Annotated in this window: 19 protein-coding genes and 1 other RNA gene; 4 read left to right on the forward strand and 16 right to left on the reverse strand. The window is 68.3% G+C overall.

Annotated elements, in window-relative coordinates:
* Nucleotides 1-142: 142 nt before the first annotated feature.
* Nucleotides 143-1,618, forward strand: a complete 1,476-nt coding sequence (locus ACLBX9_RS09485; RefSeq protein ID WP_447718736.1) for a methyl-accepting chemotaxis protein — start codon at nt 143-145, stop codon at nt 1,616-1,618.
* Between the two features lie 282 nt (nt 1,619-1,900).
* Here the strand turns inward: ACLBX9_RS09485 and murD are convergent, their stop codons facing one another.
* The 14 genes from murD to ACLBX9_RS09555 all read right to left on the reverse strand — a co-directional run bounded on the left by murD (nt 1,901) and on the right by ACLBX9_RS09555 (nt 19,619).
* The gene (murD, locus tag ACLBX9_RS09490) at nt 1,901-3,265 is read right to left on the reverse strand and encodes a UDP-N-acetylmuramoyl-L-alanine--D-glutamate ligase (protein ID WP_447718737.1); all 1,365 of its coding nucleotides are present in this window, start codon (nt 3,263-3,265) and stop codon (nt 1,901-1,903) included.
* A gap of 203 nt (nt 3,266-3,468) precedes the next feature.
* The gene (mraY, locus tag ACLBX9_RS09495) at nt 3,469-4,554 is read right to left on the reverse strand and encodes a phospho-N-acetylmuramoyl-pentapeptide-transferase (protein ID WP_010687264.1); all 1,086 of its coding nucleotides are present in this window, start codon (nt 4,552-4,554) and stop codon (nt 3,469-3,471) included.
* A 78-nt stretch (nt 4,555-4,632) separates the two neighbouring features.
* Nucleotides 4,633-6,084: a UDP-N-acetylmuramoylalanyl-D-glutamyl-2,6-diaminopimelate--D-alanyl-D-alanine ligase gene (locus ACLBX9_RS09500; RefSeq protein WP_447718738.1), complete on the reverse strand. Its 1,452-nt coding sequence runs from the start codon at nt 6,082-6,084 to the stop codon at nt 4,633-4,635.
* A 19-nt stretch (nt 6,085-6,103) separates the two neighbouring features.
* The gene (locus ACLBX9_RS09505) at nt 6,104-7,564 is read right to left on the reverse strand and encodes a UDP-N-acetylmuramoyl-L-alanyl-D-glutamate--2,6-diaminopimelate ligase (protein ID WP_447718739.1); all 1,461 of its coding nucleotides are present in this window, start codon (nt 7,562-7,564) and stop codon (nt 6,104-6,106) included.
* Between the two features lie 10 nt (nt 7,565-7,574).
* Nucleotides 7,575-9,479: a peptidoglycan D,D-transpeptidase FtsI family protein gene (locus ACLBX9_RS09510; RefSeq protein WP_010687267.1), complete on the reverse strand. Its 1,905-nt coding sequence runs from the start codon at nt 9,477-9,479 to the stop codon at nt 7,575-7,577.
* A gap of 6 nt (nt 9,480-9,485) precedes the next feature.
* Nucleotides 9,486-9,899 (reverse strand): cell division protein FtsL, encoded by a 414-nt coding sequence (ftsL, locus tag ACLBX9_RS09515; protein ID WP_010687268.1) that lies wholly within the window; start codon nt 9,897-9,899, stop codon nt 9,486-9,488.
* Nucleotides 9,896-10,963 (reverse strand): 16S rRNA (cytosine(1402)-N(4))-methyltransferase RsmH, encoded by a 1,068-nt coding sequence (gene rsmH, locus ACLBX9_RS09520; RefSeq protein ID WP_447718740.1) that lies wholly within the window; start codon nt 10,961-10,963, stop codon nt 9,896-9,898. Before rsmH ends, ftsL begins: the two co-directional genes overlap by 4 nt.
* A 414-nt stretch (nt 10,964-11,377) precedes the next feature.
* An RNA gene (gene rnpB, locus ACLBX9_RS09525) (RNase P RNA component class A) lies at nt 11,378-11,776 on the reverse strand.
* A 51-nt stretch (nt 11,777-11,827) separates the two neighbouring features.
* Entirely contained in the window at nt 11,828-12,268 is a 441-nt protein-coding gene (locus ACLBX9_RS09530) for a VOC family protein (RefSeq protein ID WP_447718741.1), read from the reverse strand.
* Between the two features lie 626 nt (nt 12,269-12,894).
* Nucleotides 12,895-13,821 carry an alpha/beta hydrolase gene (locus tag ACLBX9_RS09535; RefSeq protein WP_447718742.1) on the reverse strand — a complete coding sequence of 309 codons (927 nt, stop codon included), beginning with the start codon at nt 13,819-13,821 and terminating at the stop codon, nt 12,895-12,897.
* A gap of 14 nt (nt 13,822-13,835) precedes the next feature.
* Nucleotides 13,836-15,788: an FAD-binding monooxygenase gene (locus ACLBX9_RS09540; RefSeq protein WP_447718743.1), complete on the reverse strand. Its 1,953-nt coding sequence runs from the start codon at nt 15,786-15,788 to the stop codon at nt 13,836-13,838.
* 949 nt (nt 15,789-16,737) lie between these two features.
* On the reverse strand, nt 16,738-18,072 hold the full coding sequence (locus ACLBX9_RS09545; RefSeq protein WP_447718753.1) for an HlyD family type I secretion periplasmic adaptor subunit: 1,335 nt from the start codon (nt 18,070-18,072) through the stop codon (nt 16,738-16,740).
* Between the two features lie 191 nt (nt 18,073-18,263).
* Nucleotides 18,264-19,172, reverse strand: a complete 909-nt coding sequence (locus ACLBX9_RS09550; RefSeq protein ID WP_447718744.1) for a M23 family metallopeptidase — start codon at nt 19,170-19,172, stop codon at nt 18,264-18,266.
* Nucleotides 19,173-19,316: 144 nt separating this feature from the next.
* Complete coding sequence (locus ACLBX9_RS09555) at nt 19,317-19,619, reverse strand: hypothetical protein (RefSeq protein WP_447718745.1); 303 nt, start codon at nt 19,617-19,619, stop codon at nt 19,317-19,319.
* A gap of 491 nt (nt 19,620-20,110) precedes the next feature.
* Between ACLBX9_RS09555 and ACLBX9_RS09560 the strand changes: the two genes are divergently transcribed.
* Together ACLBX9_RS09560 and ACLBX9_RS09565 are read left to right on the forward strand one after the other, a co-directional pair.
* Nucleotides 20,111-20,920, forward strand: coding sequence for a hypothetical protein (locus tag ACLBX9_RS09560; RefSeq protein WP_447718746.1), 810 nt, complete (start codon nt 20,111-20,113; stop codon nt 20,918-20,920).
* A 218-nt stretch (nt 20,921-21,138) separates the two neighbouring features.
* The gene (locus ACLBX9_RS09565) at nt 21,139-22,911 is read left to right on the forward strand and encodes a type I secretion system permease/ATPase (RefSeq protein ID WP_447718747.1); all 1,773 of its coding nucleotides are present in this window, start codon (nt 21,139-21,141) and stop codon (nt 22,909-22,911) included.
* A 560-nt stretch (nt 22,912-23,471) separates the two neighbouring features.
* Here ACLBX9_RS09565 and ACLBX9_RS09570 read toward each other — a convergent pair.
* Both ACLBX9_RS09570 and ACLBX9_RS09575 read right to left on the reverse strand, forming a co-directional pair.
* A complete protein-coding gene (locus ACLBX9_RS09570; RefSeq protein WP_447718748.1) occupies nt 23,472-23,609 on the reverse strand; it encodes a hypothetical protein in 138 nt (45 codons plus the stop codon).
* 59 nt (nt 23,610-23,668) lie between these two features.
* Entirely contained in the window at nt 23,669-23,908 is a 240-nt protein-coding gene (locus tag ACLBX9_RS09575; RefSeq protein ID WP_447718749.1) for a hypothetical protein, read from the reverse strand.
* 733 nt (nt 23,909-24,641) lie between these two features.
* On the opposite strand from ACLBX9_RS09575, the gene ACLBX9_RS09580 reads away from it, so the two are divergent.
* Nucleotides 24,642-25,059, forward strand: a 418-nt coding sequence (locus ACLBX9_RS09580; RefSeq protein ID WP_447718750.1) for a calcium-binding protein, incomplete at its 3' end; no start/stop codon positions are given.

Raw genomic sequence — 25,059 nt, forward strand, 5'->3', positions numbered from 1 at the left:
CATTTGACCGGATGTCTACCAAAAGTCACTCCATGTTAATCCTCAATCTGCAACTTTTAGATGTAGTCTCCGGATCGAGGAGCGGCCTGCCCTGAGGGCCGCATCGCGACAGCCGATCCGCCAAGCGGAAGCCGCACTTGCCATGTTCGCTGCCCTGAATTCCCGTGAAGCGCATGCCAAGCTCGCGGCTCTCGACCGCGTCCAGGGCGTCATCGAGTTCGACCTCACCGGTCGGATCCTCTCGGCGAACAGCAACTTCCTCGATGTGGTCGGCTACACGCTGCCGGAGATCGTCGGCCAGCACCACAGCCTGTTCATGGATCCGGTCCAGCGCGAGACGGTGGACTACCGGGCCTTCTGGGAGCGCCTGCGGGCCGGCTCGTTCGAAACCGGGCAGTTCCAGCGGGTCGGCCGCGGCGGTCGTCCGATCTGGATTCAGGCCTCCTACAATCCGATGCTCGACATCCGCGGCCGGCCCTACAAGGTGGTGAAGTTCGCCACCGACATCACCCGGCAACGGACCGAGGAGGCCGACCGGGCCGGGCAGATCGCGGCGATCCACAAGGTTCAGGCGGTGATCGCCTTCGATCTCGACGGCACCGTGATCGAGGTGAACGACAACTTCCTGGCCGCGATGGGCTACGGGCGGGAGGAGGTGGTGGGCCAGCACCACAGCCTGTTCGTCGAGCCCGGCTATCGCGAGAGCGAGGCCTACCGGGCGTTCTGGGCGGCCCTGCGGAACGGCACCTATCAGGCGGCCCAGTTCCGGCGCCTGGGCAAAGGCGGCCGCGAGGTCTGGATCCAGGCCTCCTACAACCCGATCCTCGACGCCGCCGGTCGGCCCTACAAGGTGGTGAAGTTCGCCACCGACATCACCGACCAGGTCCGGCTGCTGTCGGATCTTCGTGTCATGATCGACCGGAATTTCGGCGAGATCGAGCACGCCGTGGCTCATTCCACCGAGGCTGCCGCGCTGGCTTCTTCGGGCGCGGACTCGACCTCCGGCAACGTGCAGACCGTGGCGGCGGCGGCCGAGGAGCTGGCGGCTTCCGTGGCTGAGATGTCCCAGAGCATCGTTCGCTCGCAAGGAGCCACCGACACCGCCTATGCCTGTGTCCAGGACGCGGACGGCCACACCAAGCGGCTGGCCGACACGGCCACCGCGATGACCGGCATCGTCGGCCTGATCCAGAACATCGCCGGGCAGATCAATCTGCTGGCGCTCAACGCTACGATCGAGGCGGCCCGGGCCGGCGAGGCCGGGCGCGGCTTCGCGGTCGTCGCCTCGGAGGTGAAGGCGCTGGCCGATCAGGCTGCCCGCGCTACGGGGCAGATCAACGGCGAGATCGCGAGCATCCAGCGGGTCTCGCAGGAGGTGGTCGGGGCGCTGGGCTCGATCGGCGCCTCGGTCTCGGTGATGCGCGAGACCGTGGTGGCCACTGCCGCCGCCATCGAGGAGCAGAGCGCGGTCACCCGCGACCTCGCCGAGAGCATGCAGAGCGCGGCGGGCGCGGTCACGGCGATCACCGGCAATATCGGGGCGATCGTCCAGTCGGTGGCCGACGTCTCGCGGGCGGTGGATACGACGCGCGAGGCCGCCAAGGTTCTGGCGCGCTGACCGGAGCGCGAGCGTCGCGTCGGGGCCATCGCAGATCGCATTAGACGATTTCGCTCGCCCTGGATCGATTGCCGGATCGATCCGCCTGTCATTCCCGGGCTCCGCAGGCGAGCCCGGAATCCAGAATCACAGACAGCGCAAGTCCTTGCGCGCCAGGCGTTTCTGTCCTCCGGGCTCCGCTTCGCGAGGCCGGAAAGACGAGGTTGGGGTTTGGCCGTCGCTGCAGAACCCCAACTCCTCTCAGCGTCGGGGCCACTCTGAAGCCCGTGGCGAGCGCCGCTCTTAAGGCAGCGCTTGAACCAGCTCTCGGAAGCGGTTGCCGCGGATCTCGAAATTCCGGAACTGATCGTAGGACGCGCAGGCCGGCGAGAGCAGGACCACCGGCTCGGGCGCACCCGAGGCGGCGGCGTTCTCGGCGGCCTTCGGGACCGCCACCTCCAGCGTCTCGCAGCGCGTGTAGGGAACCGCCCCCTCGAGGGTCGCCGCGAAGGCATCCGAGGCCGCGCCGATGAGGTAGGCGTGGGCGACCCGCTCGAAATATGGCACCAGCGGGAAGATGCCGCCGTCCTTGGCCTTGCCGCCCAGGATCCAGTGGATGTCGCGGAAGGCCGTGAGCGCCTTCTCGGTGGAATCCGCGTTCGTCGCCTTGGAATCGTTGACGAACAGCACGTGGCCGCGCCGCCCGACTTCCTCCATCCGGTGCGGCAGGCCCGGGAACGTGCTCAACCCGGCCTGTATCTGCTCGGCCGACAGGCCGAGGGCACGCGCCACCGCGACCGCGACGGCCGCGTTCTGCCAGTTATGTGCGCCTCGGAGAGAACCGATCCCGTTCACATCGGCGAGCGGTGTGCCGTCCGGTTCTTGGATGATCCCGTCGCGGACCGTCAGGGCATCCGTACAGAGTGCCTCGGCGTGCGGGACGTGGACGCGCACGAGGTCGCCCTGGTGCCGGTCGGCGATGGCGCGGCTCGGGCCGTCGTCGATGCCGACGACCGCGAGGCCGGCCCCGCGGATCAGCCGCTCCTTGATGGCGGCGTACTGCTCCATCGTGCCGTGGCGGTCGAGGTGGTCCGGCGTGATGTTCATCAGCACGCCGACGCTCGGGTCGAGGCCCGGCGTCAGGTCGATCTGGAACGACGACATCTCGATGACGTGGACGCGGTCGGCGGACGGCGGCTCCAGCGACAGGATCGCGGTGCCGATATTGCCGCCCATCTGCACGTCGCGGCCCGCCTGGGCGAGGACATGGGCGACGAGGGCGGTGGTGGTCGATTTGCCGTTGGTCCCGGTGATCGCCACGAACGGCGCCGCCGGCGCATGCGCCCGCCGCTCACGGCAGAACAGCTCGATATCGCCGATGATCTCGACGCCCGCCTCCCGCGCGAGCCGGACGCTCCAGTGCGGTTCGGGGTGGGTCAGCGGCACGCCGGGGCTGAGCACGAGGGCCGCGAAGCCGGACCAGTCGGCCTCGCGCAGGTCCTGCGTCTCGATCCCGGCCTCGCGCGCGCGGGCGAGGCTGTCGTCGTTGTCGTCCCAGGCCCGCACGCCGGCCCCGCCCGCGTTCAACGCCAGCGCCGTGGCGAGACCGGAGCCGCCGAGCCCGAACAGGGCGACAATCTTGTCCTGGAAGACGGTAACGGGTGTCATGCGGAACTCTGGATGCGGCAGGGCAGGCCGCTGCTCCAATCCTCCGCCTCATCCTGAGATGCCCGCGTGCGGGCCTCGAAGGAGCCCTCCAGCCGGCCGCGCGATCCCTGGAGGGCTCCTTCGAGGCCTTCGCTCCGCTTCGGCGCCTCAGGATGAGGGTCAGGACGGGGTCGGCCGCTCAATACGGACGTCTAGCACATTTTTCAGCGGAGCTTCAGCGTCGCCAACCCGGCAAGCGCCAGGATCACCGCGATGATCCAGAAGCGGATCACGACCTGCGGCTCCTTCCAGCCCTTCTGCTCGAAATGGTGGTGGATCGGCGCCATGCGGAAGACGCGCTTGCCGGTCAGCTTGAACGACGCGACCTGGATGATCACCGACATCATCTCCAGCACGAACAGTCCGCCGACGATGGCCAGCACGATCTCGTGCTTGGTCGCCACCGCGATCACGCCGAGCAGACCGCCGAGCGCCAGGGAGCCGGTATCGCCCATGAAGATCTGGGCCGGCGGCGCGTTGAACCACAGGAACCCGAGGCCGGCGCCGATCACCGCGCCGCAGACCACCGCGAGCTCGCCGGTGTCGCGGACGTAGTTCACCTGCAGGTAGCTCGCGGTGAACGAATTGCCCACGAGATAGGCGATGAACCCGAAGGTGCCGCAGGCGATCATCACCGGGACGATGGCGAGCCCGTCCAGCCCGTCGGTCATGTTCACGGCGTTGCCCGCCCCGACGATCACGAAGGCGCCGAACAGGGCGTAGAACAGGCCGAGGTTCAGGAGCGCGTCCTTGAAGACCGGGAAGGCGAGCTGGTTCTGGAGCGCGGCGGGCGAGTAGACCGAGATGATCGTGCAGGCCGCGATGGCGATCATCGCCTCCAGCGAAAGCCGGAACTTGCCGGAAAAGCCTTTGTGCGACTGCTTCGTCACCTTGAGGTAGTCGTCGTAGAAGCCGATCGCCCCGAAACCGAGGGTGACCGTTAGGGTCACCCAGACGTAGTGGTTGCGCGGGTTGGCCCAGAGCAGGATTGCCACCACGGCGCCCGCCAGGATCATCAGGCCGCCCATGGTCGGCGTCCCGCGCTTCGTCAGCAGGTGCGTCTGCGGCCCGTCCTCGCGGATCGGCTGGCCCTTGCCCTGGCGCAGGCGCAGCAGCGAGATGATCCAGGGTCCGAACCAGAACACGAACAGGCCCGCCGTGAACAGCGCGCCGCCCGTGCGGAAGGTGATGTAGCGGAACACGTTGAACGGCGTGAAGGTGCTGCTCAGTTCCGAGAGAAGATAAAGCATGCGGGCGCTCGGCCCCTTTGTTCAGGCACGGGTTTCAGGGGGCGGTGCCGACCGTTGACCAACGCTCGGGCCCGCCGGTCACGGGGCGGTCGCCAGGGCGCGCCGCGTCGGGTCGACCGCGTAGCGGGCTTTCAGCGCCTCGACAATCCGGCCCATGCGGCTGCCGTTCGAGCCCTTGATCATCACGGCGTCGCCCGACCGCAGGGTCCGGGCCAGGGGCTCGATCAGGTCTGCGGCGGTGTCGGCCACGGCGCCGCGGCGGCTCACCGGCAGGGCCTCGAACAGGTGGCGCGTCAGGGGCCCGGCCGTGAACACGAGGTCGATCCGGGCGGCCTCGATCGCCTCCGCGAGGCCGCGGTGCAGGTCGGGCGCGGCGGCGCCGAGTTCCAGCATGTCGCCCAGCACCGCGATCCGGCGCCCGCGTGGGCCGGTCTCGATGCCCGCCAGCGTCGCCAGCGCCGCGCGGACCGCGACGGGATTGGCGTTGTAGCTCTCGTCCACGAGGTAGGCGGTGCCGCCGCCGATCTCGAGGGCGGTGCGCTCGCCGCGGCCCGCCGGCGGCGCCAAGCTGCCGAGGGACAGGGCGGCGCGGGCGAGATCGGCCCCGAGGCTGTGGGCTACCGCCATCACGCCGAGGGAATTGAGCGCCGCGTGCCGTCCGGCCGTGCCGAGCTTGTAGGTCACGGGTTGCCCCATCACCACCGTGTCGACCACCGACAGGTCGGGACGCAGGACGATCTTCAGGGCGCGCACGTCGGCCTCCGGGTGCTCGCCGAAGGTCACCACCCGGCCCGCGCGGGAGGCCTGCGCATGGGCGGCGAGCCGGTCGAAGTGTGGGACGTCGCGGTTGATCACGGCCACGCCGCCGGGCTGCAGTCCCGAGAAGATCTCGCCCTTGGCGTCCGCGATGGCGGCCAGCGAGGCGAAATGCTCGATGTGGGCGGGCGCGATGATGGTGATCAGCGCGATGTCGGGCCGGACCTGGGCGGTCAACGGCACGATCTCGGCCCCGTGGTTCATGCCGATCTCGAACACGCCGTAGCGTGTCTCGCGCGGCATCCGCGCCAAGGTCAGGGGCACGCCCCAATGGTTGTTGTAGGAGGCCGCCGACGCGTGGGTCTCGCCCTGCTCGGACAGGACGTGGCGCAGCGCTTCCTTGGTCCCGGTCTTGCCGACCGAGCCGGTAACCGCCACGACCTTGGCGTCGGTGCGGGCGCGGGCCGCCGCGCCGAGGCGGACCATCCCCGTCAGGACCGGGTCGGGACCGTCCGCCGGCACCGCCAGGACCGGTCCGTGCGCCGCGAGATCCGCCGCGCGGGCCTCGTTCACCACCGCGGCGCCGGCGCCGCGGCCGAGGGCGTCGGCGACGAAGTCGTGACCGTCGCGGGCCTCGCCGCGGATGGCGAAGAACAGGTCGCCGGGCTGGATCGTGCGCGTGTCGATCGAGGCGCCGCCGATCGCGCGGTCCGCGCCGATCAGGCGTCCGCCGGTGGCGGCTTCGAGTTCCGCGCGGGTCCAGAGTGCGGTCATGGTCAGCCCCCTGTCGCCGTCAGGCCGCGGTCCCGGTGATCGCGGCGCGCAGGACCGCGTGGTCCGAGAACGGCAGCGTCCGATCCCCCACGATCTGGCCGGTTTCATGACCCTTGCCGGCCACCACCAGCACGTCGCCGGGCCGGAGCCGGCCAACGGCGCTGCGGATCGCTTCTTCCCGGTCGCCGATCTCCTCGGCCCCCGGCGCCGCCGCCAGGATCGCCTGCCGGATGGCGGCGGGCTCCTCGGTGCGGGGATTGTCGTCCGTGACAATGACGTGGTCGGCGAGCCGCTCGGCGATCGCGCCCATCAGCGGACGCTTGCCCCGGTCGCGGTCGCCGCCACAGCCGAAGACCACGACCAGCCGCCCCGAGGCGAACGGCCGGAGCGCGGTCAGCACGCTCTCCAGCGCCTCGGGCTTGTGGGCGTAGTCGACGAGGCAGAGCCCGCCCCGCGCCTCGCCGATCCGCTCCATCCGGCCCGGCACGCCGGTCAAGTGGTCGAGGGCCGCGAAGACACCGTCGGGATCGGCGGCACCCGCTGGCGTAGCCAGCGCGAGGCCTGCGGCCACCAGCGCGTTTTCGACCTGGAACTCGCCGACGAGGGGCAGGCGCAGATCCCGGGCGCGGCCCTCGAACATGACGCGGACGCCCTGCGCGAAACCTTCGGTCCGGACGGTTTCGACGTGCAGATCCCGGCCGCCGCGGCCCACCGTGCGCACGGGCCGTCCCGCGCCCTCGGCCGCGGCGATCACGCGGTCGGCATAGGCGCCGTCGGCGTTGACGATCGCCGGGCATCCGGCGGGCAGCAGATCCGTGAAAAGTCGAAGCTTGGCCGTGAGATACTCCTCAAGGCTCGCGTGATAATCGAGGTGATCCCGGCCGAGATTGGTGAAGCCCGCGGCGTCGAGGCGCACGCCGTCGAGCCGGCGCTGCTCGATCCCGTGCGAGGACGCCTCCATGGCGAGGTCGGTGATCCCCTCGGCGGCGAGGCGCGCCAGCGTCCGGTGCAGCGTCACCGGGTCGGGGGTCGTCAGCGAGCCGTACTGGGCAGCGCGGTTGGTGACGATCCCGACGGTGCCCAGACTCGCCGCGTCGCGGCCGAGGCGCGCCAGGATCTGGCGCACGAAGTCGGCGACCGAACTCTTGCCGGCGGTCCCGGTCACCGCCACGACGGTCCCGGGCTGCGCGCCCGCGAGGCGGGCCGCCGCGAGCGCCAGGGATCGGCGCGCATCGGCGACCGGGATCCAGGCGACGGTCTCGGGCAGGTCGGCGGGCCGCGCCCCCTCCCCGGCCACCGCCGCGGCGCCGCGCTGCGCCGCCTGCGCGGCGAAGCGGCGCCCGTCGGCCTTCGTGCCCGGTACGGCGACGAACACGGTCCCGGTGGCGACCTGCCTGCTGTCGGCCGTGAGGTCCGAGACCCTGAGGTCTGATACCGGGCCGGCGGCCTCGGGGAACAGGTCGGCGAGACGCGCGCTCATGCCTCCAACCTCACGGGCCGCCGAGCTGGTTGATGTGGTAGGCGTTCAGCTTGACCATCTGGGGGAACGGCCTCGTCGGCGGCTCGAATTGCGGCGGCAAGCCGAGGATCGGCGCCACCCGCTCGATCACCTTGCCGGTGACCACGCCGGAGTTCCAGGCCGCCGTGGCGTAGCCGCCCGACTCCGGCAGGCCCTGCGGCTCGTCCATGATGGTGACGAACAGGTACTTCGGATCGTTCATCGGCGCCGCCGCCATGAAGGTCGTGAACAGGCGGTTGTGGATGTAGCGGCCGCCGATGACCTTCTCGGCCGTGCCGGTCTTGCCGCCCACGAAGTAGTACGGGATCGCCGCCTTCTTGGCCGAGCCCTCGGAGGCGTTCAGGCGCATGATGTAGCGCATCGCCTCGGAGGTCTGCGCCGACAGGACATGGGTGGACCGGGCCTTGTCGTCCGGGTTCGCCTTGAGGAATGTCGGGGTGATCAGGTCGCCGCCGTTAGCGATGGCCGCCACCGCCGCCGCCGCCTGGATCGGCGCCACCGCGATGCCGTGGCCGAACGCGATGGTGATGGTGTTGATCTCCGTCCAGCGGGACGGGACGATCGGCGCCGCGCTCTCCGGCAGCTCCGTGCGCAGCCGGTCGAGCAGGCCCATCTTCTTGAGGAAGGCCTTGTGCCCGGTGACGCCGACACCGAGCGCCATCTTGGCCGAGCCGATGTTGGACGAGTGGGTGAACACCTCCGGCATGGTGATGACGCGGTTGGTGCCGTGATACTCGTGGATCTTCTGGCGGCCCCAGTTCAGAACGCCGCCGCGGGTGTCGAAGGTCGAGTTGACGTTGTACTTGCCGGAATCGAGCGCCATCGCCAGCGTCATCGCCTTGAAGGTCGAGCCCATCTCGTAGACGCCGACATTCATCCGGTTGATCCGGTCCGGCGAGAGCGCGTCCTTCGGATCGTTCGGATCGAAGTCCGGCATCGAGACGAGCGCGATCACCTCGCCGGTCTTCACGTCGAGGATCATCGAGGCGCCGGCCTTGGCCTTGAAGTGGTCGATGCCCCAGGCCAGCTCGTCGCGCACGGCGAATTGCGCGCGCAGGTCGATCGACAGCTGCACCGGCTTGAGATCGGCCTGCTTGTTGACCAGCCCAAAGCTGTTGAGTGCCTGCAGGCCGGTGGAGTCGATGTACTTCTCCATCCCGGCGATGCCGACGCCGTCGAGGTTGGTCGCGCCCAGGATGTGGGCGGCGGCGGTGCCATTCGGGTAAACCCGCTTGTGGTCGGGCAGGAAGCCGATGCCCGGGATGCCGAGCCGGTGGACCTCGGCCTGCTGCTTCGGGGTCAGTTCGCGCTTCACCCAGACGAAGCCCGCGCCGCTCCGGCCCTTGCGGGACGCCAGCTTGGCGCGCAGCTCCGTGGCGTTGAGTTCCGGCAGGACCGCGGTGAGCAGTTCCACCGCCTCGTCCTTGTCGTAGATGTTGCCGGGCTCGGCGAAGACCGAGACCGTGCGGATGTCGGTCGCCAGGATCTCGCCGTTGCGGTCGACGATGTCGGGCCGGAAGGCGGTCGAGGAGGCGGCCGCGACCCGGTGTTCCTGGCTCGGCGGATCCCCGAAGATCGCCATCATGAGGAGCTTGGCCGAGATCGTCCCGAACACGCCGACGAAGACCAGCCCGACCAGGGCGACGCGCATGTGCGAGCGCTCGATGGCCAAGCGGAACATGCTGCGCACGAACGCCTTGGCGCGGTCGGCCCGCGACACCGGTTCGAGGGCCACCTCCTCGATGGGGCGCGGCGCGGTCGCGGCGTGCGCCCGCGCGGCGGCCTCCAGGATCGCGGCCTCGTGCTCCGACACGCCGGCCTCGGCCGGCTCCGCCGCGGCGGTCGCGTCTAGGGTCAGGTCGACATCTTCGGACACGGGCGACTACCTCGAAGCCGTCGTCGGGGTGCGGGTCGTGGTGACGGTGCGGGTGATCGCGCCGGTGGTGCGCGGCTCGATCGAACCCTTGTCCTTGGGCGTCGCCGTGGCGGCGAGCAGCCGGCCGATCTCGTCGCCGCGCTCGGGCCGGGCGGGCAGGTCCGAGAGGCGCGCCAGATGGCTTGTCCCGATCGGCTCCAGCGCGAGGTGCTTGTCGACGGCCGCCTGGAGGCGGTCGGGCCGGGTGAGGAGCTGCCACTCGGCGCGCAGCACCGCGATTGCCTGCCGCTCGGCGTGGAGCGCGGTCTTCAGCTTCGACACCTGAGCGCCCTGATAGAGCGTGTCGTACTTGATCGAGTAGGCGTAGATCGCCGAGGCCACGAGGCCGGCGACCGCCAGGAGGTTCAGGAGGCGGATCATCGGCGCTGGCCCCCGCGGGCGGCATCCGGCAGGCTCGCCAGGGCGGTCAGCGCCGCCAGCGGCTCCGGCACGTCGGATTCGGTGCGCTCCGCCGCCCGCAGCTTGGCCGAACGGGCGCGCGGGTTCCTCGCGGTCTCGGCCTCGCCCGGCAGGACGGGACCCTTGGTGACGGGGCGGAAGCTGCGGACCGCCTCGGCCGCGGCGCCGGGCAGGTGGCGCGAGCCCTGCGCCGACCGGCCGCTCCGCGCGGCGAAGAACTGCTTGACGATCCGATCCTCCAGCGAGTGGAACGTCACGACCGCGAGCCGGCCGCCGGGCGCGAGCACGCGCTCGGCCGCGTGCAGGGCGCGCACCAGTTCGCCGAGCTCGTCGTTGACGGCGATGCGCAGGCCCTGGAAGGTCCGCGTCGCCGGGTGGATGTGGCTGCCGGGCTCCGCCCGCACGACGCCGGCGACCAAGTCGGCGAGCTGCGCGGTGGTCTCGATCCGTCCCCGGCGGCGGGCCTCGTGGATGGTCCGCGCCACCGCGCGCGAGCGGCGCTCCTCGCCGTAATGGTAGATGATGTCGGCGAGCACGGCCTCGTCGGCCTCGTTGACGAGGTCCGCGGCGCTCGGGCCATCGTTGCCCATGCGCATGTCGAGGGGGCCGTCGTTGCGGAACGAGAAGCCGCGCTCAGGCGCGTCGAGCTGCATCGACGAGACGCCGATATCGAGCACCACCCGGTCCACCCGCGCGATGCCCGCGTCGGACAGCAGCCTGTCGAGGTCGCCGAAGCGACCCGGCAGGAGCCGCAGACGGCCGCCGGCCTCCGCGACCAGGTCCTGACCGCCCGCAATTGCCGTGGGGTCGCGGTCGATGGCGACGACCTCCAGCGCCGGGTCTGCCGCCAGGAGCGCCCGGGTGTAGCCACCGGCCCCGAACGTGCCGTCGACCGCGATACCGCCCTCAGTCCCGAGCGTCTCGACGACCTCGTCGAGGAGCACCGGAACATGCGGCTGTGTCGATGCTTCGGCGGCGGTGCCGGGTCGGGTCGACCGCTCGGGCGACGGGCGGCGCCGGCTCATGCGCGCCTCGTCGGCGCGGCGCGCAGCGGGTCGGGATGGCGTCGCCCGCCGGTGATGCGGGCGCGGATGCGGCTGGTGCGTCTCATGGTGCCCTGTGCCGGGCCGCGCGGGCGCGGCGCGCGTGACGGGAACGGCACCGGATGCGGAGCGCGCAAGACGCCGCGCACGGACGGGACCTGCACGGTGGCAGGGGGCGCCCGGCGATCCGATACACGCCGTTGACGGGAGGATGCCGGGTATCATGGGCCTCGGAGGATCGTCAACGCACGGGCTTGGCGCTGCCGCGCGGACCGATCTGACCCCGGCAAGGTTAACCGAAGGTTTTCGCCGCGCTGGAATCTTCCGGCGCCGCGCGCCTCCGCGCGCCTGTCGGTGGGCCGCTAAGGCTCTGACCGGAAAAGACTTATCATGGCGTGGATCAGCCGGCCTGTAAGCCGGGTTCTGTAGGGCCGGCACGCTCGCGCGCACCGACGTGGCGGCCATTCCTCTGGGACGGTCGTTGCCGACCGCCTCGAGCAACCAACCCGGGCGACTGGCCTGGAGAGCCGGCCTGCCCTTCTCGCGAAGGGCGCGCCGCCCCTATTCGGTCTTGCTCCCGGTGGGGTTTGCCATGCCGTCCGCGTTGCCGCGTCCGCGGTGCGCTCTTACCGCACCCTTTCACCCTGACCCCGGACGGGTCCGGGGCGGTCTGCTTTCTGTGGCACTGTCCCTGGGGTTACCCCCGCCGGACGTTATCCGGCACCGTCTCTCCATGGAGCCCGGACTTTCCTCCCCCGACGCTCGCGCGTCGGGAGCGGCCGCCCGGCCGGCTGATCCGGGCGCAGATGCGCCCGCGGCGTCGTCCGGGTCAAGAGCGCGGGCCGGTCACCAGGTGCCGGTGTTCTCCATGGAGGTCCAGGGCTCCTGTGGCTCCTTCGCGCCGCCCTTCTGGAGAATCTCGATGGAGATGCCGTCCGGCGACTTGACAAACGCCATGTAGCCGTCGCGGGGCGGCCGGTTGATCGTCACGCCCTTCTCCTGCAGCTTCGCGCAGAAGGCGTAGATGTCGTCGACCTGATAGGCGAGGTGGCCGAAGTTGCGCCCGCCGGTGTAGGTCTCCGGATCCCAGTTGTAGGTGAGCTCGATCAGCGGCGACCTCGTCGCCGCCGCGCGCTCGGCGTCGCCCGGCGCAGCCAGGAACACGAGGGTGAATCGGCCCTTGTCGTTCTCGACGCGGCGGACCTCCTTCAGGCCGAACGTGTCGACGTAGAAGGCGAGCGCCCGGTCGAGATCGGCCACGCGGACCATGGTGTGCAGAAATTCCATTTGGCGTTATCCCGTTGTTTTCAGTGTGTTTTTTGCTGACTCTGACAAGAAACTGGCGCGCTCGCCCCTGCAAGGCGGGAGCCGGACACAGGCTATCGATCCTCGCGATAGCTAGCGCCGGGCGGTGTGGAAGGTAGGCCGGATTCGGAAGCGGGCGCGAATCATCCGCCGCTCTCTTGCCAGGTCGGATTGGACAGTCTGGTGGACGTCTCGCCGATCTCAAACGTCGGTCCCGTTGGCTAACCATCTGATGGACGACATGTTCGATTGACGGCCGCATGCGTGGGCTGATCAGGAGGAAGGCAAGTGGTCTCGTATATGTGCCGATATCTGCACCGCAGAGCTGGCCTTCTTTCGTGGCGGCAGGACCGGAACCACGCGCCCGGAGCTGGCCGAAAGCAGCTGATCCGCTTCAGCGATCCTTCGCCAAAAAGACAGACAGGCCACAACCCTATGCAGGGATGACATTTTCAGCGTCTGACGTGATCGCAAAAGCTGTTCATTTTGGATCCGTCTACTCAAATTCAAAATTCTGGGAGCGAACTCGAACAAACTCCTTATGCCATCGTCTGTCGGGGTTGCGCGCATCCTCTGATCGTCATGCACGGGTAAAATCGCTTGCCTGACTATACTGGCGCAACGTCAGTTCGCATGTCACGCTGCATGTTTCTCGGCTTGAGGTGGCCATCCACGAAGCTGCCGGTCTCCGCGAGAGCCGCGCGCCCCTCCGCAAGGTTCGGGAAGAACAGGTGCCAAGCGTGGATCATCGCGGGCCAGATGCGAAGCGTGACGCTCACGCCCGCGCTGCCGGCCGCGCCGGCCAGACGCACCGCATCGTCGAGGAGGGTCTCGTCCGAGCCGACTTGGATCAATGTCGGTGGCAGGCCCTTCAGATCGGCGTAGAGGGGCGAGGCCAGCGGGTTCTGGGGATCCGCGCCGTTCAGATAGGCCTCCGCAAGTTCGGCGAGATAGAGGCGCTGGATCATGGGATCCGCCGCCGCCTTCGTCCTGTAGCTGTTGCCGCGCAGGGCCAAGTCGATCCAGGGTGAGGAAAGCCAGAGACATCCGGGCAGCGGGTCGCCCGCCTCTCGCAGGCGCAACGCGGCAGCGACGGCGAGGCCGCCGCCCGCGCTCTCTCCGCACAAGGCGATCCGTTCGGGCGAGATCCCCTGCTTCAGCACGAACCGGTAGCCCGCCACCGCGTCGTCGAGGGCGGCGGGGAACGGGTGCTCAGGGGCGAGACGGTAGGCGAGTGCCAGGGTGCGGACGCGGGCTTCCTGCCCCACGCGCGCAACGACGTGGCGATGACTGGCCAGGGACCCAGCCATGTATCCGCCGCCGTGAAGGAATACGAGGACGCGCTCGGGATCGCCACTTGGGCAGAGTGTCCACTCACCCGGCACGCCGCCCGCATCGACGGGGGTAACGCGGAGACCGGGTGGGAGCGCATCGGGTCGGCCGAAGCTGTCGAGCCGGGCGCGCCGCGCCGCGAGATCCGCCGGCCTTGGCTGCGCCCGCAGGAAAGCCCGGATCGCATCGATCTCGCTGCCCATCGCGGTTCCGCCCTCTACAGCATGAAGCGATCGAAGAAGGCCGCGAGTTCGGCGCCGGCGTCGAGGGGCAGCACATGCGCGACGTGCTGGTCCGGCCGCACGACGACGATGCAACCGTCCGCCCGCCGGATGCCGCGCAGTGCGAAGATATCGCCGGCCTTCGGATCCGGGCAGAAGACCTTCTCACAGTCGACGAGGCCGTAACGCCCCTTCGACGGTCGCAGCAGCGGAGGCGTTGCTCCCAGATCCACCTGACGGTGATCCTGCTGCAGGATCGCCCGCACGTCGATGACGGAATCGATGTCGGCGCCCGCGGGCGTGAACCGCCGGATGGGCGCGTCGTCCGCTTCGGCCAGGTACGTGCACAGGGCGCGCAGTCGCGAGGACTGCGCGTCGGGCGGCGCCGGATCTGCGAACAGGAACAGGCGCCAGCGGCCATCCGCCTTGACGGTGTGACCGAGCTGGAGGGGCTTGGCGTCGGCGAGCCGGATCACCGGCGCCGAATGAAAGCGCATCCCGATCGTGAAGCCCTCGGCGAGGTTCTGGTGTGTCGGCTGGCCGGTGAGGAGGGACGGTGGGTAGCAGGTCTCGGTGCCGGCGGTGAAACGGCCATGCTTGACGAAGTATCTCTCAAACTCGGCCGGATCGACGCCGTCGCCGCCCGTCGCGCCGGATGGCCTGGGCGGGGCGCTGAACATGCGGGCGAACGCGCGGTCGAAGTCGATGAGTTCCTGGGCGACGGCGCGGCGCTCCGTCGAGTAGGTCTGGAGGATCCGTGGTGTGCACTGCCCGCGGATCACGGCGGCGAGCTTCCAGCCGAGGTTGAAGGCGTCCTGCATCGAGACGTTCATGCCCTGACCGGCTTTCGGGCTGTGCGTGTGGCAGGCATCGCCGGCGATGAAGATCCGGGGCGAACGAACTTCACGGTCTGCGGGGCCGACATCATCGAAGGCTTCGCAGAGCCTCTGCCCGATCTCGTAGACCGACCACCATGGGACTTCCTTCACCTCCAGCAGGTAGGGGTGCAGGATGCGTCGCGCCGCCGCGATCAGGTGATCGACCGTCACCGCGTCCCTTGCCAAGCGCCGGTTCACGTCGAGCTTGTCGAGCTCGATGTACATGCGCACGAGGTAGCCACCTTCGCGCGGGATGATCAGGAGGCTGCCCTCGTTGGCGGAATGGATGGCTGCCTTCAGGCGGATGTCCGGAAAGGTCGTCACGGCAAGTACATCCATGACGCCCCACGCCTGATTGGCGGAGTCTCCGTGCACCGTAAGGCCCAGAGCGCCACGCACGGCGCTGTGCGCCCCATCGCAGCCGACGACGTACTGCGCGCGTATGGTCTCGATGGCTGGGGTCTGCGAATCGTCGATGCGTTCCAGCCTTACGGCGACCGGGTGGTCGGAGCCGCTCGGTGTCTCGATGCCGTCGCCCTCTTCGGCGTCCGTGAGCGCCAAATCCAGGAAGCTGCGTCCGTAGCTCGGCTCCAGGCGGGTCGGCGCGTTCTGCATCGTCGTGAGGAAGAAGTCGTGGACCCGCGCCTGGTTCATGATGACGTGCGGGAACTCGGACAATCCGTCCTCCGTATCCACGATGCGGCCGGTGCGGGTGATCACGTCCGGCTGACTGGGGTCAGGGTTCCAAAAGCAGGTTTCGTTGACCCAGTACGCCTCCTTGAGGACGCGCTCGCTGAAGCCGAAGGCCTCGAACATCTCCATTGTCCTGCAGGCGATCCCGTCGGCTTGGCCGACGAGCAGGCGGCCGCGCTTCCGATCGATGATCCGGGTCGTGATGTCGGGAAAGGCCGCCAGTTGCGCAGCGAGCGTGAGACCGGTTGGTCCGCATCCGACGATCAGGACGTCGACCAGTTCCGGCAAGACACCATCCGGGTGCGGAGCCTTTCCTGCCGCTGATGATTCGGCGATCGCCGGATCCCCGGACTTGTAGCCGTTGAGATGGAACTGCATCCGCGCAATTTCTCGGCCTGCTGACGGGGGCCTTGGACGGTCTTCAGCGTCGGATCCGTTTCGGCACCTTCATCTAAACACAGTTGTAGCGAGGGCGACAGTCTCACGGCCTTTCCAGATCAGTGTCCTGCAATATAAGGGACGCACGCTCTGTGATGTCCGACAGCGGCCGGCGCCTTGAGCGCAGCGCGCATGAAACTCGATCTCGCCCAAGGTCGCTTGCAGTGCTCCGGCACGGGTTTCTAATTTTGGGACTAATACAGCCAACTGATCCCAGGCGCCTTCCGCATTTGTCTTACGCCTAGACGGACCCGCACAGCCGCCACAATTGCCGAACCGGCTGCCCGGACTTGGCCGATTCTGCTGAAAAACTCGGGTGCTGCGGAGGTCGTCGTGAGGTGACTCACTCCTGTCGAGAGACGGAGATCGAAGCAGATGATGGGACCTCGGCAAGTCGAACAGGGTGCCCTGTTCTACGAGTTCTCGCTCGATACCCACGTCCCCGTCGACCATCTGCTGCGCGCTAGTGATCGCTGCGTTGACCTGTCGGACCAGCGCCCGCACGGTCTCGCGATCGATTGGCCCGGTCGCTTCCAGAAAGAGGACGCGGCGCCGCTCCGCGCCTTCCGGCCGATCCGTGGGCATGAGCCCTTTATACCAACGCTTCGCCATCCCGGCGCGACGGCGGCGACTGCGATGCCCTGCCTAGCGTTGAAAGCGGTGCTTTAACGAGGTCGGCAGGGGCCTCCGCGATCATCGGGACCGGCATCCGAGCCGAAGCGCGAAGCCCGGCATGCGTCCGCCGCCCGGTCCTCCCACGGGCGGTCTGGCCGCTCGCGCCAGCACGCGCGGGCTGCCGGACCTCGCCTCCAGGACTCTCCTCCAGGGCGGGCCGGGCCCCCCGTTCCTTGCCGTCTCGAACCGTCTCGAGCCATCGGGCGACAGACCCTCATCGGTCTCGCCAAGCTTTGCTGATCTGATCCATCAGCGGCTTCGTCAGATAGGACAGCACCGTGCGGTCACCGGTCTTGAGAAAGGCGTCGACCGGCATGCCGGGCACGAGCCGGATCTCGCCCAGACGCACGCGCTCGCTATCGGAGACCCGGATTCGCGCCTTGTAGAAGCTCAGGCCCGTCTTCGGATCCTGCGTCACGTCGGCCGCGACGCGATCCACGAGCCCGCTGATCTCAGGCGTCGTGCGCTGATTGAGCGCCGAGAAGCGCAGGGTCGCGAGCTGATCGATCTGCACGTGGTCAATATCTTTTGGCTCCACCCGGACCTCGACCGCGAGCTCGTCCGCCTCGGGGACGATCAGCATCGCGGGTTCGTTGGGTGTCACGAGTCCGCCCACCGTGTGCACGGTCATCTGGTGTACGACGCCATCCTGCGGCGCCCGAAGATCGGTTCGCCGGAGTTGGTCGAGGGCGGCTGTCCGCTTCTCCTCGTATTCCGACCACTTGCTCCGGATCTCAGTCAGATCCCTGCTCACCTCGTTCCGCATGTCCTCATCGACCTGCATGATCTGCAGCTCGACCTCGTTGATCTTGCCCTTGGTCTGCGCGAGCGAGGCGGCTAAACGGCCGCGATCTCCCTCCAGTCGCGCAGCTTCGCGTTCGAGGGAGGTAAGGCGCGGGAGCTGGACCAAGTTCTTCTGCCAGAGCTCGCGGATGCCTTTCAGCTCTTGGTCCACTGCGGAGACTTCCCGCGTCTTCGCGGTCATCTGATCGTTGATCCCGGCAATCTCCTGGCTGAGCTGAGCGATGCGTTCGCGCAGCTGAGCCTTGCGACCTTGTCGCGCCTTGCCGCGCGCCAGGAACAAGCGGGTCTCGCTGTCGATGAGGCGCGCGACCGCGTCGTCCGAGGAGGCGCGGGCCTGGAGATCGGAAGGGAAGTTGAGGGCGATGTCGCCGTCGCGCTCCGCCTCCTCGCGCGTCCGCTTGGCCGCGAGCGCGTCCATCGCGCGGAAGACGGTGTCGAGGATCGCCCGTGGCTGCGTCTCGTCGAGCCGCACGAGGATGTCGCCGGACCTGACGTGGTCGCCTTCGTGCACGCGGAGCTCGCCGACGATCCCGCCGATCGGATGCTGGACCTTCTTCACGTCGCTCTCGACCACGAGCCTTCCGGACGCGATGACCGCGCCGCCGATCTGCGTGAAGCTTGCCCACCCGCCGACGCCGCCGACGAGCGTCGTGACCAACAGGGCGGTGAAGCGGACCTGCCGTCGGATCGCCGCCCGGGACGCGTGACCGAGGGGCGGTGACGCATGCTCTGCTACGACGCGCATCGGAATGGCGGTGGGCATCCTGTCCCCCTAGGGTGTGAAGCGGTCATGACAGCCCGACGCGATGGGCGGGTGCGCGGCGGACCGGGACGGCGGGTTGGACCGGTCCGACTGGAGGAGATGTTGTCGTACGAGCGTGCCGCGGGTCCGTGAGCCAGGTCACAGAGCGGGTGGGGTCCGATCCGGGCGTCGCGCTACGGGAGGGTCGCGGCGAAGCGGTGCATGATGACTGCCCGGCCGCCGCGCACGACCTCGAAGGTCGCCACATAGGTCCCCGCGCGAAAGCCCTCGGTCGGACGCCGCCTCCCGGCGAAGACCAGGGATTGCGCGCGTGGATTGGCGAGCGGCGGCAAGCGGTTCTCAGCGAGGATCTGTCCGTCCGGAGCCCGCACGACGAGACGCTGCACGTCGCCGGCCTCGAGGCTGATCGCCCGGACCCAAGCGACGAGGGTCTCAGCGCGTGCACCGATGGGACTGGCGGCGTCGGCCTCGACGGCAGCCATCGTCACGGGGCCGTCCGAGAAGCCGGCGTTGAGGACCGTTCCGGAACGGTAGCGAAGGCTCGCCCCGACCGATTCATCCCAGAGGCTCGCGTCGCGGCCGGCCTGGGCTGAATTCTCGATCGCGAAGGGATCGACGGGTCGACCGGCCTGGCGAACGGTGAAATGGAGATGCGGAAACTCCGTTGCGCCGGAGAGGCCGACATGACCGATGACCTGACCGGCCGTCACGGCCTCGCCGGGCCGTACCGTCACACTGCCCTGAGCCAGGTGGCAATACTGGGTCTCGTACGCGTCCGCATGCGCGATGACGAGCCCGTTTCCGCACTCGACGCCCGCAACCTTCGCCATCCCGGTGTCGCGAACCGAGACGTCGGGCGCGTCGTTGCGGACGCGGAGCACGGTGCCGGCGGCCGCCGCCCGCACGGCGCCGAGCGGTCCCGCCGCGGCGGCGGATGAAGGTAGGCGGAGGTCCGTTCCGTCATGCTGATCGTAGGTTTGCGAACCGCCGGTGTAGTCGCGGGCTGAGGGACCGGGATCGCGATCGACGTAGTGCTGGACGAAGCAGGTTCGGCCCGGTTCGCAGGCGAGCGGAAGCTGCAATCGAAGTGGATCGGCACCTGCTCGCGTCGACCCAAGAGTCGTCACGAGGAGGCAGGCGAAGACGCGCGACGCTCGCATGATCGGCTCACTTTCCAGGAAGTTTGACGTGATGGTCTCTGGATATCCGAGGGGGATCGCCCTGCCCTACCCGGGCGAGACGCCGAGACGCGTGGCGACCTCGCCCGGCGAGGAGCGGCGGGCTTCGCGGCTGCCGGCGGACGCGGAAACGGCCCGCTTGAGGCTACCGCTGATCCAATTCGGCGGCAGCAGGTCACCATCCGCGGTGACGATCCAGGGCTGCCGGTCGGGATGGGCTAGGACGGCGGCCGCCGCAGCGATCGCTTCGCGCAGGCTGGCGAACTGCATCGGTTGCCGTGAGAGGAAGCGGGCCGCTCCGGCGTGCCAGACCTTGAGGGACGCGGGACGTTCGAGGGTTTCGACTTCCATCGCCCGGATTCCTTGTGCGGTGGCGGCGCGCGGCCCCCGAGGGGATCCGCCGGCCTCAGGTGCAGGTCACCTGCTCCTGTTCAGGCCCTGAATCTTCCACTCGCTCGGGCCGAAGACTGTGAGCGACATCACCGAGTCGGGCGCGAGGACAGGCGTCGGGAAACGCATCCGGCGGTCGCGGTCGGCCCGGTTCCACGCGCAGGCATCCCGCGCAGCAAAGACTGGATCCCCTGTGCGGAGCGACGGCCGCTCCGGCCATTTCGATCGGATCGCGCGAGGCGTCTGCCGTGGCCGCCGGCCGGGATCGGCGCCGCTGGTCGGCACAGCCCGGCGGAGCCGGAACATATCGACCGCCGGAAAGCCGCGGAGCCGACGTGATCCCGATCACAGTTCGCCGCGGCACTGGCGGTTCATATCGGTCCAACGACACGCGGCAGACGCGAGACCGCCACCGCGATGCAATCGCCGAAGCCTACTCGAGGAGACCGGTCATGTTCGAATTCTTGAAGAAGAGACTCCGGGCGCAGTCTTCCAAGCGGGTCACCGAAGTGGGCTGGACCATCGCCGATACCAAGGCGGCCATGATCTGGGACGACCCGGAGCCGTTCCGGCGAGACCTCGGCCGGGCCGCCTCGGCCAAGTCGGTCCAGGGTTGCCCCGCAGCGATCGATTTCGACGCCCGTCACATCGTGATCCGGTGCCCCGTCGACCTCCATCTGCGCATCAGCCTCGAGGAGGGCCGTGCGCCGGTCCTGGAGAACGTGGACGGCGCCCGCAGCACGATCCGCCCCAAGCACATCGGTCAGATGGTGAGCATCGTGAACCCGGCCGAATGGCGCCATCCGAAGCGGCCGATCCTTCAGATCATCACGCCCTACCTCTTCCTCTCGGACGAGGTCGCCTACATCAACCAGCTGCCGCCGTTCCTCGACTATCAAGCCGACCCGCTTCCAGGGACGCTGATCAGCGGCCGCTTCCCAGTCCACATCTGGCCGCGTCCCCTGATGTGGGCCTTCGAGTGGCATGATACTTCGAAGAACCTGATCCTGCGCCGCGGCCAGCCCTGGTTCTACGTCCGCTTCGACACCCTTGATCCCTCGAAGCCGACGCGCCTCGTGGAGGCGGAAATCACGCCGCAGGTGCAGCGCTACATCGACGACATCAGCGGCGTCACGAATTACGTGAACCGCACCTACGCGCTGTTCGAGCGGGCCAAGCGGCGGCGCCCCGAGCAGTTGCTCGTTCCGCGCACGGACCGGAAGGCGTCTCGTTCAGCCGCCAAGTGCCCGATGGCCGCCTGAGCGCGCTGGGACGAGCCTGGACAAGCTTGGCCAGTCGACACCACAGACCGGCCCGCCCTGCCTCGAACGCTTCCTGTGTAAGCCTGCTCACGAGCTCCCGGCCCGGTTGATCGCAGTTTCTGGCATCCGGGCCGGGCCGATTGCTCACTCTCAAAGTCCGCGACCCAAGTCATGCCGGGCTTGTTCGGCCAGTCCATACAGCAGAAGGACGATGTGCGATGAAACCGGCTTCCGTCGAACTCGGCGCGGCACTGTCGAGCTGCCGCTCGGCCCTGGTCAGCCTCATCGTCACCAGCGGCCTCCTCAACATTCTGTACCTGACCGCCTCGTTCTTCATGTTGCTAATCTCCGACCGTGTTCTTCCAAGCCGGTCTGTGCCGTCCCTCGTCGGTCTCGTACTCCTGGCACTCATGCTCTACGCCTTCCAGAGTGCCCTTGAGGCGCTCAGGGGCCGCATCCTGAGCCGGATCGGCGCCGTGCTCGATGAATGCCTGAGCCCGCGGATTTTCGACGCGCTGGTGCGTGGTCCGCTGGAGAGCGGGGTGCTCGCCAACGGCCAGATGCCGCTACGGGATCTCGATCAGGTGCGCGGCTTCCTCGGAGGCTCGGCACCGACGGCACTCTGCGACCTGCCCTGGATGCCGCTCTACTTCATCATTTGCTTCCTGTTTCATCCGATGATCGGCTTCGCCACCGTGTCGGGCGCGCTTCTCCTCGTCGTGATCACCCTGATTGCGGACCGCCTTACGCGCGGCCCGTCGAAAGTCGCGACCGAGCACGGTCAGCGCCGGAACAGCGTGACGGACGCCAGTTGCCGCAACGCCGACGTCCTGATCGCGATGGGCATGCAGGGCCACTTCGCGGCCCGGTGGCACGATGCCCACTCCCAATACCTCCTGGCGCAGCAGCGCATGAGCGACGTCGCGGGCGCCGCTAGTGCCGTCTCGAAGGCGGCCCGGATGGCGCTGCAGTCGGGTGTCTTGGCGCTCGGCGCCTATCTGGTGATCCGCGGCCAGAGTTCGCCCGGCATCATCATCGCCTCGTCGATCCTGCTCGGCCGCGCCCTGGCGCCGCTCGATGCGACGATCGCGAACTGGAAAGGTGTCGTCGCCGCGCAGCAGAGCTGGGGCCGCCTCGCCGATACGGTGACCAAGGCGTCGGCCACGCGGCCTGCCTCCACCCTGCCGGCGCCGATGCACGTGCTCAAGGTCGAGGGCGTGAGCGTGGCCCCTCCCGGCAGCACGCGTCTGACGGTGAAGGAGGCGGGGTTCACCTTGAAGGCGGGGCAAGCGCTCGCCGTCACCGGCCCGAGCGGGTCGGGCAAGTCGACCCTGATACGAGCGCTGGTCGGCATCCTGCCTCTGGCCCGAGGAACGGTCTGGCTCGATACCGTGCCGCTCTCCCAGTGGCAGGCCGCAGATTTCGGACGCCACGTCGGATACCTTCCCCAGGAGGTCTCGCTGTTCGCTGGCACGGTGGCGGAGAATATCGCGCGCTTCGCGCCAGGGGCGAACCGTGCCGAGATCGAAGAGGCCGCGCGGCAGGCAGGGGTCCACCAGCTGATCGAGAATCTGCCGGAGGGCTACGATACGGTGTTGGGTGATGGTGGCACGGGCCTGTCGGGCGGCCAGCGTCAGCGCATCGGCCTCGCTCGCGCGCTCTTCGGCTCTCCGTTCCTCCTCGTCCTCGATGAGCCGAATGCCAACCTCGACGGCGAGGGCGACGCTGCCTTGACCCGGGCAATTCTCAGCGTCCGGGCTCGCGGCGGCATCGTCATCATCGTGGCCCACCGGATGAGTGCACTGACGGCTGTCGACGTGATGCTGACGATCGAGAGCGGCCAGGTCACGGCTTTCGGGACCAAGGATGAAGTGCTCAGCAAGATCCGGCGTCCGTCGAGCGGCGAGGTGAAGACCGTTCGGACCGATGCCGGTTTTGGTCGCCCGGCGGCGCACCATCCGGAGATGCACCTCGTGAAGGAGAGCGCCTGACATGGTCGGGCGTTCGGCGAAGAGGCCGGGATCCGACTCGAACACCGTGGAAAGTCCTCTGAGCGGGTGCTCCGATTATCCGACCGCCCGCATCTGATTGGCGAAGGCATGCTCCAGATGGCCGTCGCAGCGGCTGCCTGCTCCGGACCAGCGGTCGCAGCTACAACCCTACGCAACGCCGTGCTTCGACATGCCGGCCTGCCCCCACGCCGATCTTGAACTTTGATCCGGACTTGGCTTGAACCGGAAGCCGTCAGCCCGCCGAGGCAGCAGAACAGATAGACGACCGAAACTGCGGGTCTGCAGAGACTGCCGCGCCCGCTGCCGCGCCTTCACGCTCTGCGGAGGATGGGCGAGTCAGTCGGTCCCGGGTGTTGTTGCCCCTCAAGATAGGACAACGTCTCCTGGGTTGATCAAGCAACGAATTCGTGCAGAAATCAACAGCCGAACGCACGATGAGTGTGAAGGTCGTTATAGTGCCCTAGCCAAGTGAGAAGCTGGCGCATTACGCTGTCGTCATCCGGCAGCACTGAGATACGCAGGTCGTCGCGTTTCAAAGTTCATACGAACACCTCGGCCATGCCGTTGCTCTGTGGGCTCTCGCGCGGGGTCGTCTTCGGCACCAATCCGAGTTCGCGGGCGAAGCGGCGGGCGTCGCGAGCCGAGGCCGTGCGCGGGGTGGTCGCGGTGCGCGACACCCGGCCTCGGTGGTCTCGAGGACGCCGACCACCATGAGGGGGCAGCCGGATATCGTCTGTCAAATCGAGTACCAGCGAATACACATGACGCCCGTCGTGGTCGCCGGGTAGCGCACCACCCCGCAATTGCCGCAGTCGAGCGCGGACGCGACCCAGACCCGTTCGTCGTTCTCGGCCGCAATCTCCTGCCCGTCCGAGCATCCGCGCGTCTTGCGCACGGCCACCGCCACCTTGCCCTCGGAACGGAGCGTCGCGACTCCGCCCCCGTGTCGCTGCAGCCGCAGGCCGTGCAACTTCATGACCCATTAGCGTGCCTCGCGTGCGGTGGCGCGTGCAGCTCGGAAGCCGACTCCGCGACTTTGCCGGCACCGCCGACCGTGAGCGCGCCGCGCTCCATCAGCCGACTCCTCGTGAAGGCGCTGTTCGGGAGTGAAGGGGCCTTCGGCCGGACAGCGAGTCAGTGCTGGCTCCTGTATTGATCTGACCGCGCGGCCATCCACCTCCGCGCATGTGAAGTTTAGGGGAGAACGGAGAAGCGCATGCTGCTCGATCCCTCGTCGTTACAGGTGCGATGATGTATCGCCTGAGTGTATTTTTAGATTGCCGGACAACGTATTCCTACTTCGCGCGCAATTGCAGCCCGAATTGAGTCCAGATGCCCTGTCGAACGCCGGGCTTTTATCGCGGAGACCTTGCTGTGTGCTGGGCGTGAAACGGGCGTTCGACAAACAAACTGACGGAGAGAGCTTGTCCGAGCGGCACTGAGAGCGGTTCACCCGGATTGTGCTTCCGGCATGACGCCAGGGCCCGCTTTAGCGACAGGCGTGTCGGCCAGGAAACAAGTCCAATCAACGACCGAGCGATCCAGCGTGATCTTGGTCACGGAATCCGCGACGACAGCATCATAAAACAAGGACGACTTCGACGGGGTATCCCCAGATCAAGTCTCACAGATCGCAGAAAAATATCCGCGGTCCATGGATAAGACGCAGGGCAGCGAGGCACAGCCTCACAGAAAATGGAGTACCTCACATGACCAAGATCTTCGGCACTTCTGGCGACGACATCATCTACGGTGGGAGCGGCAACGACACCATCTACGGTGGTGGCGGGAACGACACCATCTACGGTGGCGGTGGCAACGACACCGTCTACGGTGGCAAGGGCAACGACACCATCTACGGTGGGGCTGGCAACGACCACCTCTACGGTGGTGCGGGCAACGACACCGTCTACGGTGGCAAGGGCAACGACACCATCAGCGGCGGGTCGGGCAACGACCACCTCTCCGGTGGGGCGGGCAACGACACCGTCTACGGTGGCAAGGGCAACGACACCGTCTACGGTGGGGCTGGCAACGACCACCTCTACGGTGGTGCGGGCAACGACACCGTCTACGGCGGCAAGGGCAACGACACCATCAGCGGCGGGTCGGGCAACGACCACCTCT

The organism is Methylobacterium sp. A49B (assembly GCF_053346215.1).

What these genes read in the sequence shown, in the direction of transcription:
- ACLBX9_RS09485 (WP_447718736.1), top strand. Translation starts at nt 143, where the DNA reads ATGTTCGCTGCCCTGAATTCCCGTGAAGCGCATGCCAAGCTCGCGGCT.
- murD (WP_447718737.1), bottom strand. Translation starts at nt 3,265, where the DNA reads ATGACACCCGTTACCGTCTTCCAGGACAAGATTGTCGCCCTGTTCGGG.
- mraY (WP_010687264.1), bottom strand. Translation starts at nt 4,554, where the DNA reads ATGCTTTATCTTCTCTCGGAACTGAGCAGCACCTTCACGCCGTTCAAC.
- ACLBX9_RS09500 (WP_447718738.1), bottom strand. Translation starts at nt 6,084, where the DNA reads ATGACCGCACTCTGGACCCGCGCGGAACTCGAAGCCGCCACCGGCGGA.
- ACLBX9_RS09505 (WP_447718739.1), bottom strand. Translation starts at nt 7,564, where the DNA reads ATGAGCGCGCGTCTCGCCGACCTGTTCCCCGAGGCCGCCGGCCCGGTA.
- ftsL (WP_010687268.1), bottom strand. Translation starts at nt 9,899, where the DNA reads ATGATCCGCCTCCTGAACCTCCTGGCGGTCGCCGGCCTCGTGGCCTCG.
- rsmH (WP_447718740.1), bottom strand. Translation starts at nt 10,963, where the DNA reads ATGAGCCGGCGCCGCCCGTCGCCCGAGCGGTCGACCCGACCCGGCACC.
- ACLBX9_RS09530 (WP_447718741.1), bottom strand. Translation starts at nt 12,268, where the DNA reads ATGGAATTTCTGCACACCATGGTCCGCGTGGCCGATCTCGACCGGGCG.
- ACLBX9_RS09535 (WP_447718742.1), bottom strand. Translation starts at nt 13,821, where the DNA reads ATGGGCAGCGAGATCGATGCGATCCGGGCTTTCCTGCGGGCGCAGCCA.
- ACLBX9_RS09540 (WP_447718743.1), bottom strand. Translation starts at nt 15,788, where the DNA reads ATGCAGTTCCATCTCAACGGCTACAAGTCCGGGGATCCGGCGATCGCC.
- ACLBX9_RS09545 (WP_447718753.1), bottom strand. Translation starts at nt 18,072, where the DNA reads ATGCGCGTCGTAGCAGAGCATGCGTCACCGCCCCTCGGTCACGCGTCC.
- ACLBX9_RS09555 (WP_447718745.1), bottom strand. Translation starts at nt 19,619, where the DNA reads ATGGAAGTCGAAACCCTCGAACGTCCCGCGTCCCTCAAGGTCTGGCAC.
- ACLBX9_RS09560 (WP_447718746.1), top strand. Translation starts at nt 20,111, where the DNA reads ATGTTCGAATTCTTGAAGAAGAGACTCCGGGCGCAGTCTTCCAAGCGG.
- ACLBX9_RS09565 (WP_447718747.1), top strand. Translation starts at nt 21,139, where the DNA reads ATGAAACCGGCTTCCGTCGAACTCGGCGCGGCACTGTCGAGCTGCCGC.
- ACLBX9_RS09575 (WP_447718749.1), bottom strand. Translation starts at nt 23,908, where the DNA reads ATGAAGTTGCACGGCCTGCGGCTGCAGCGACACGGGGGCGGAGTCGCG.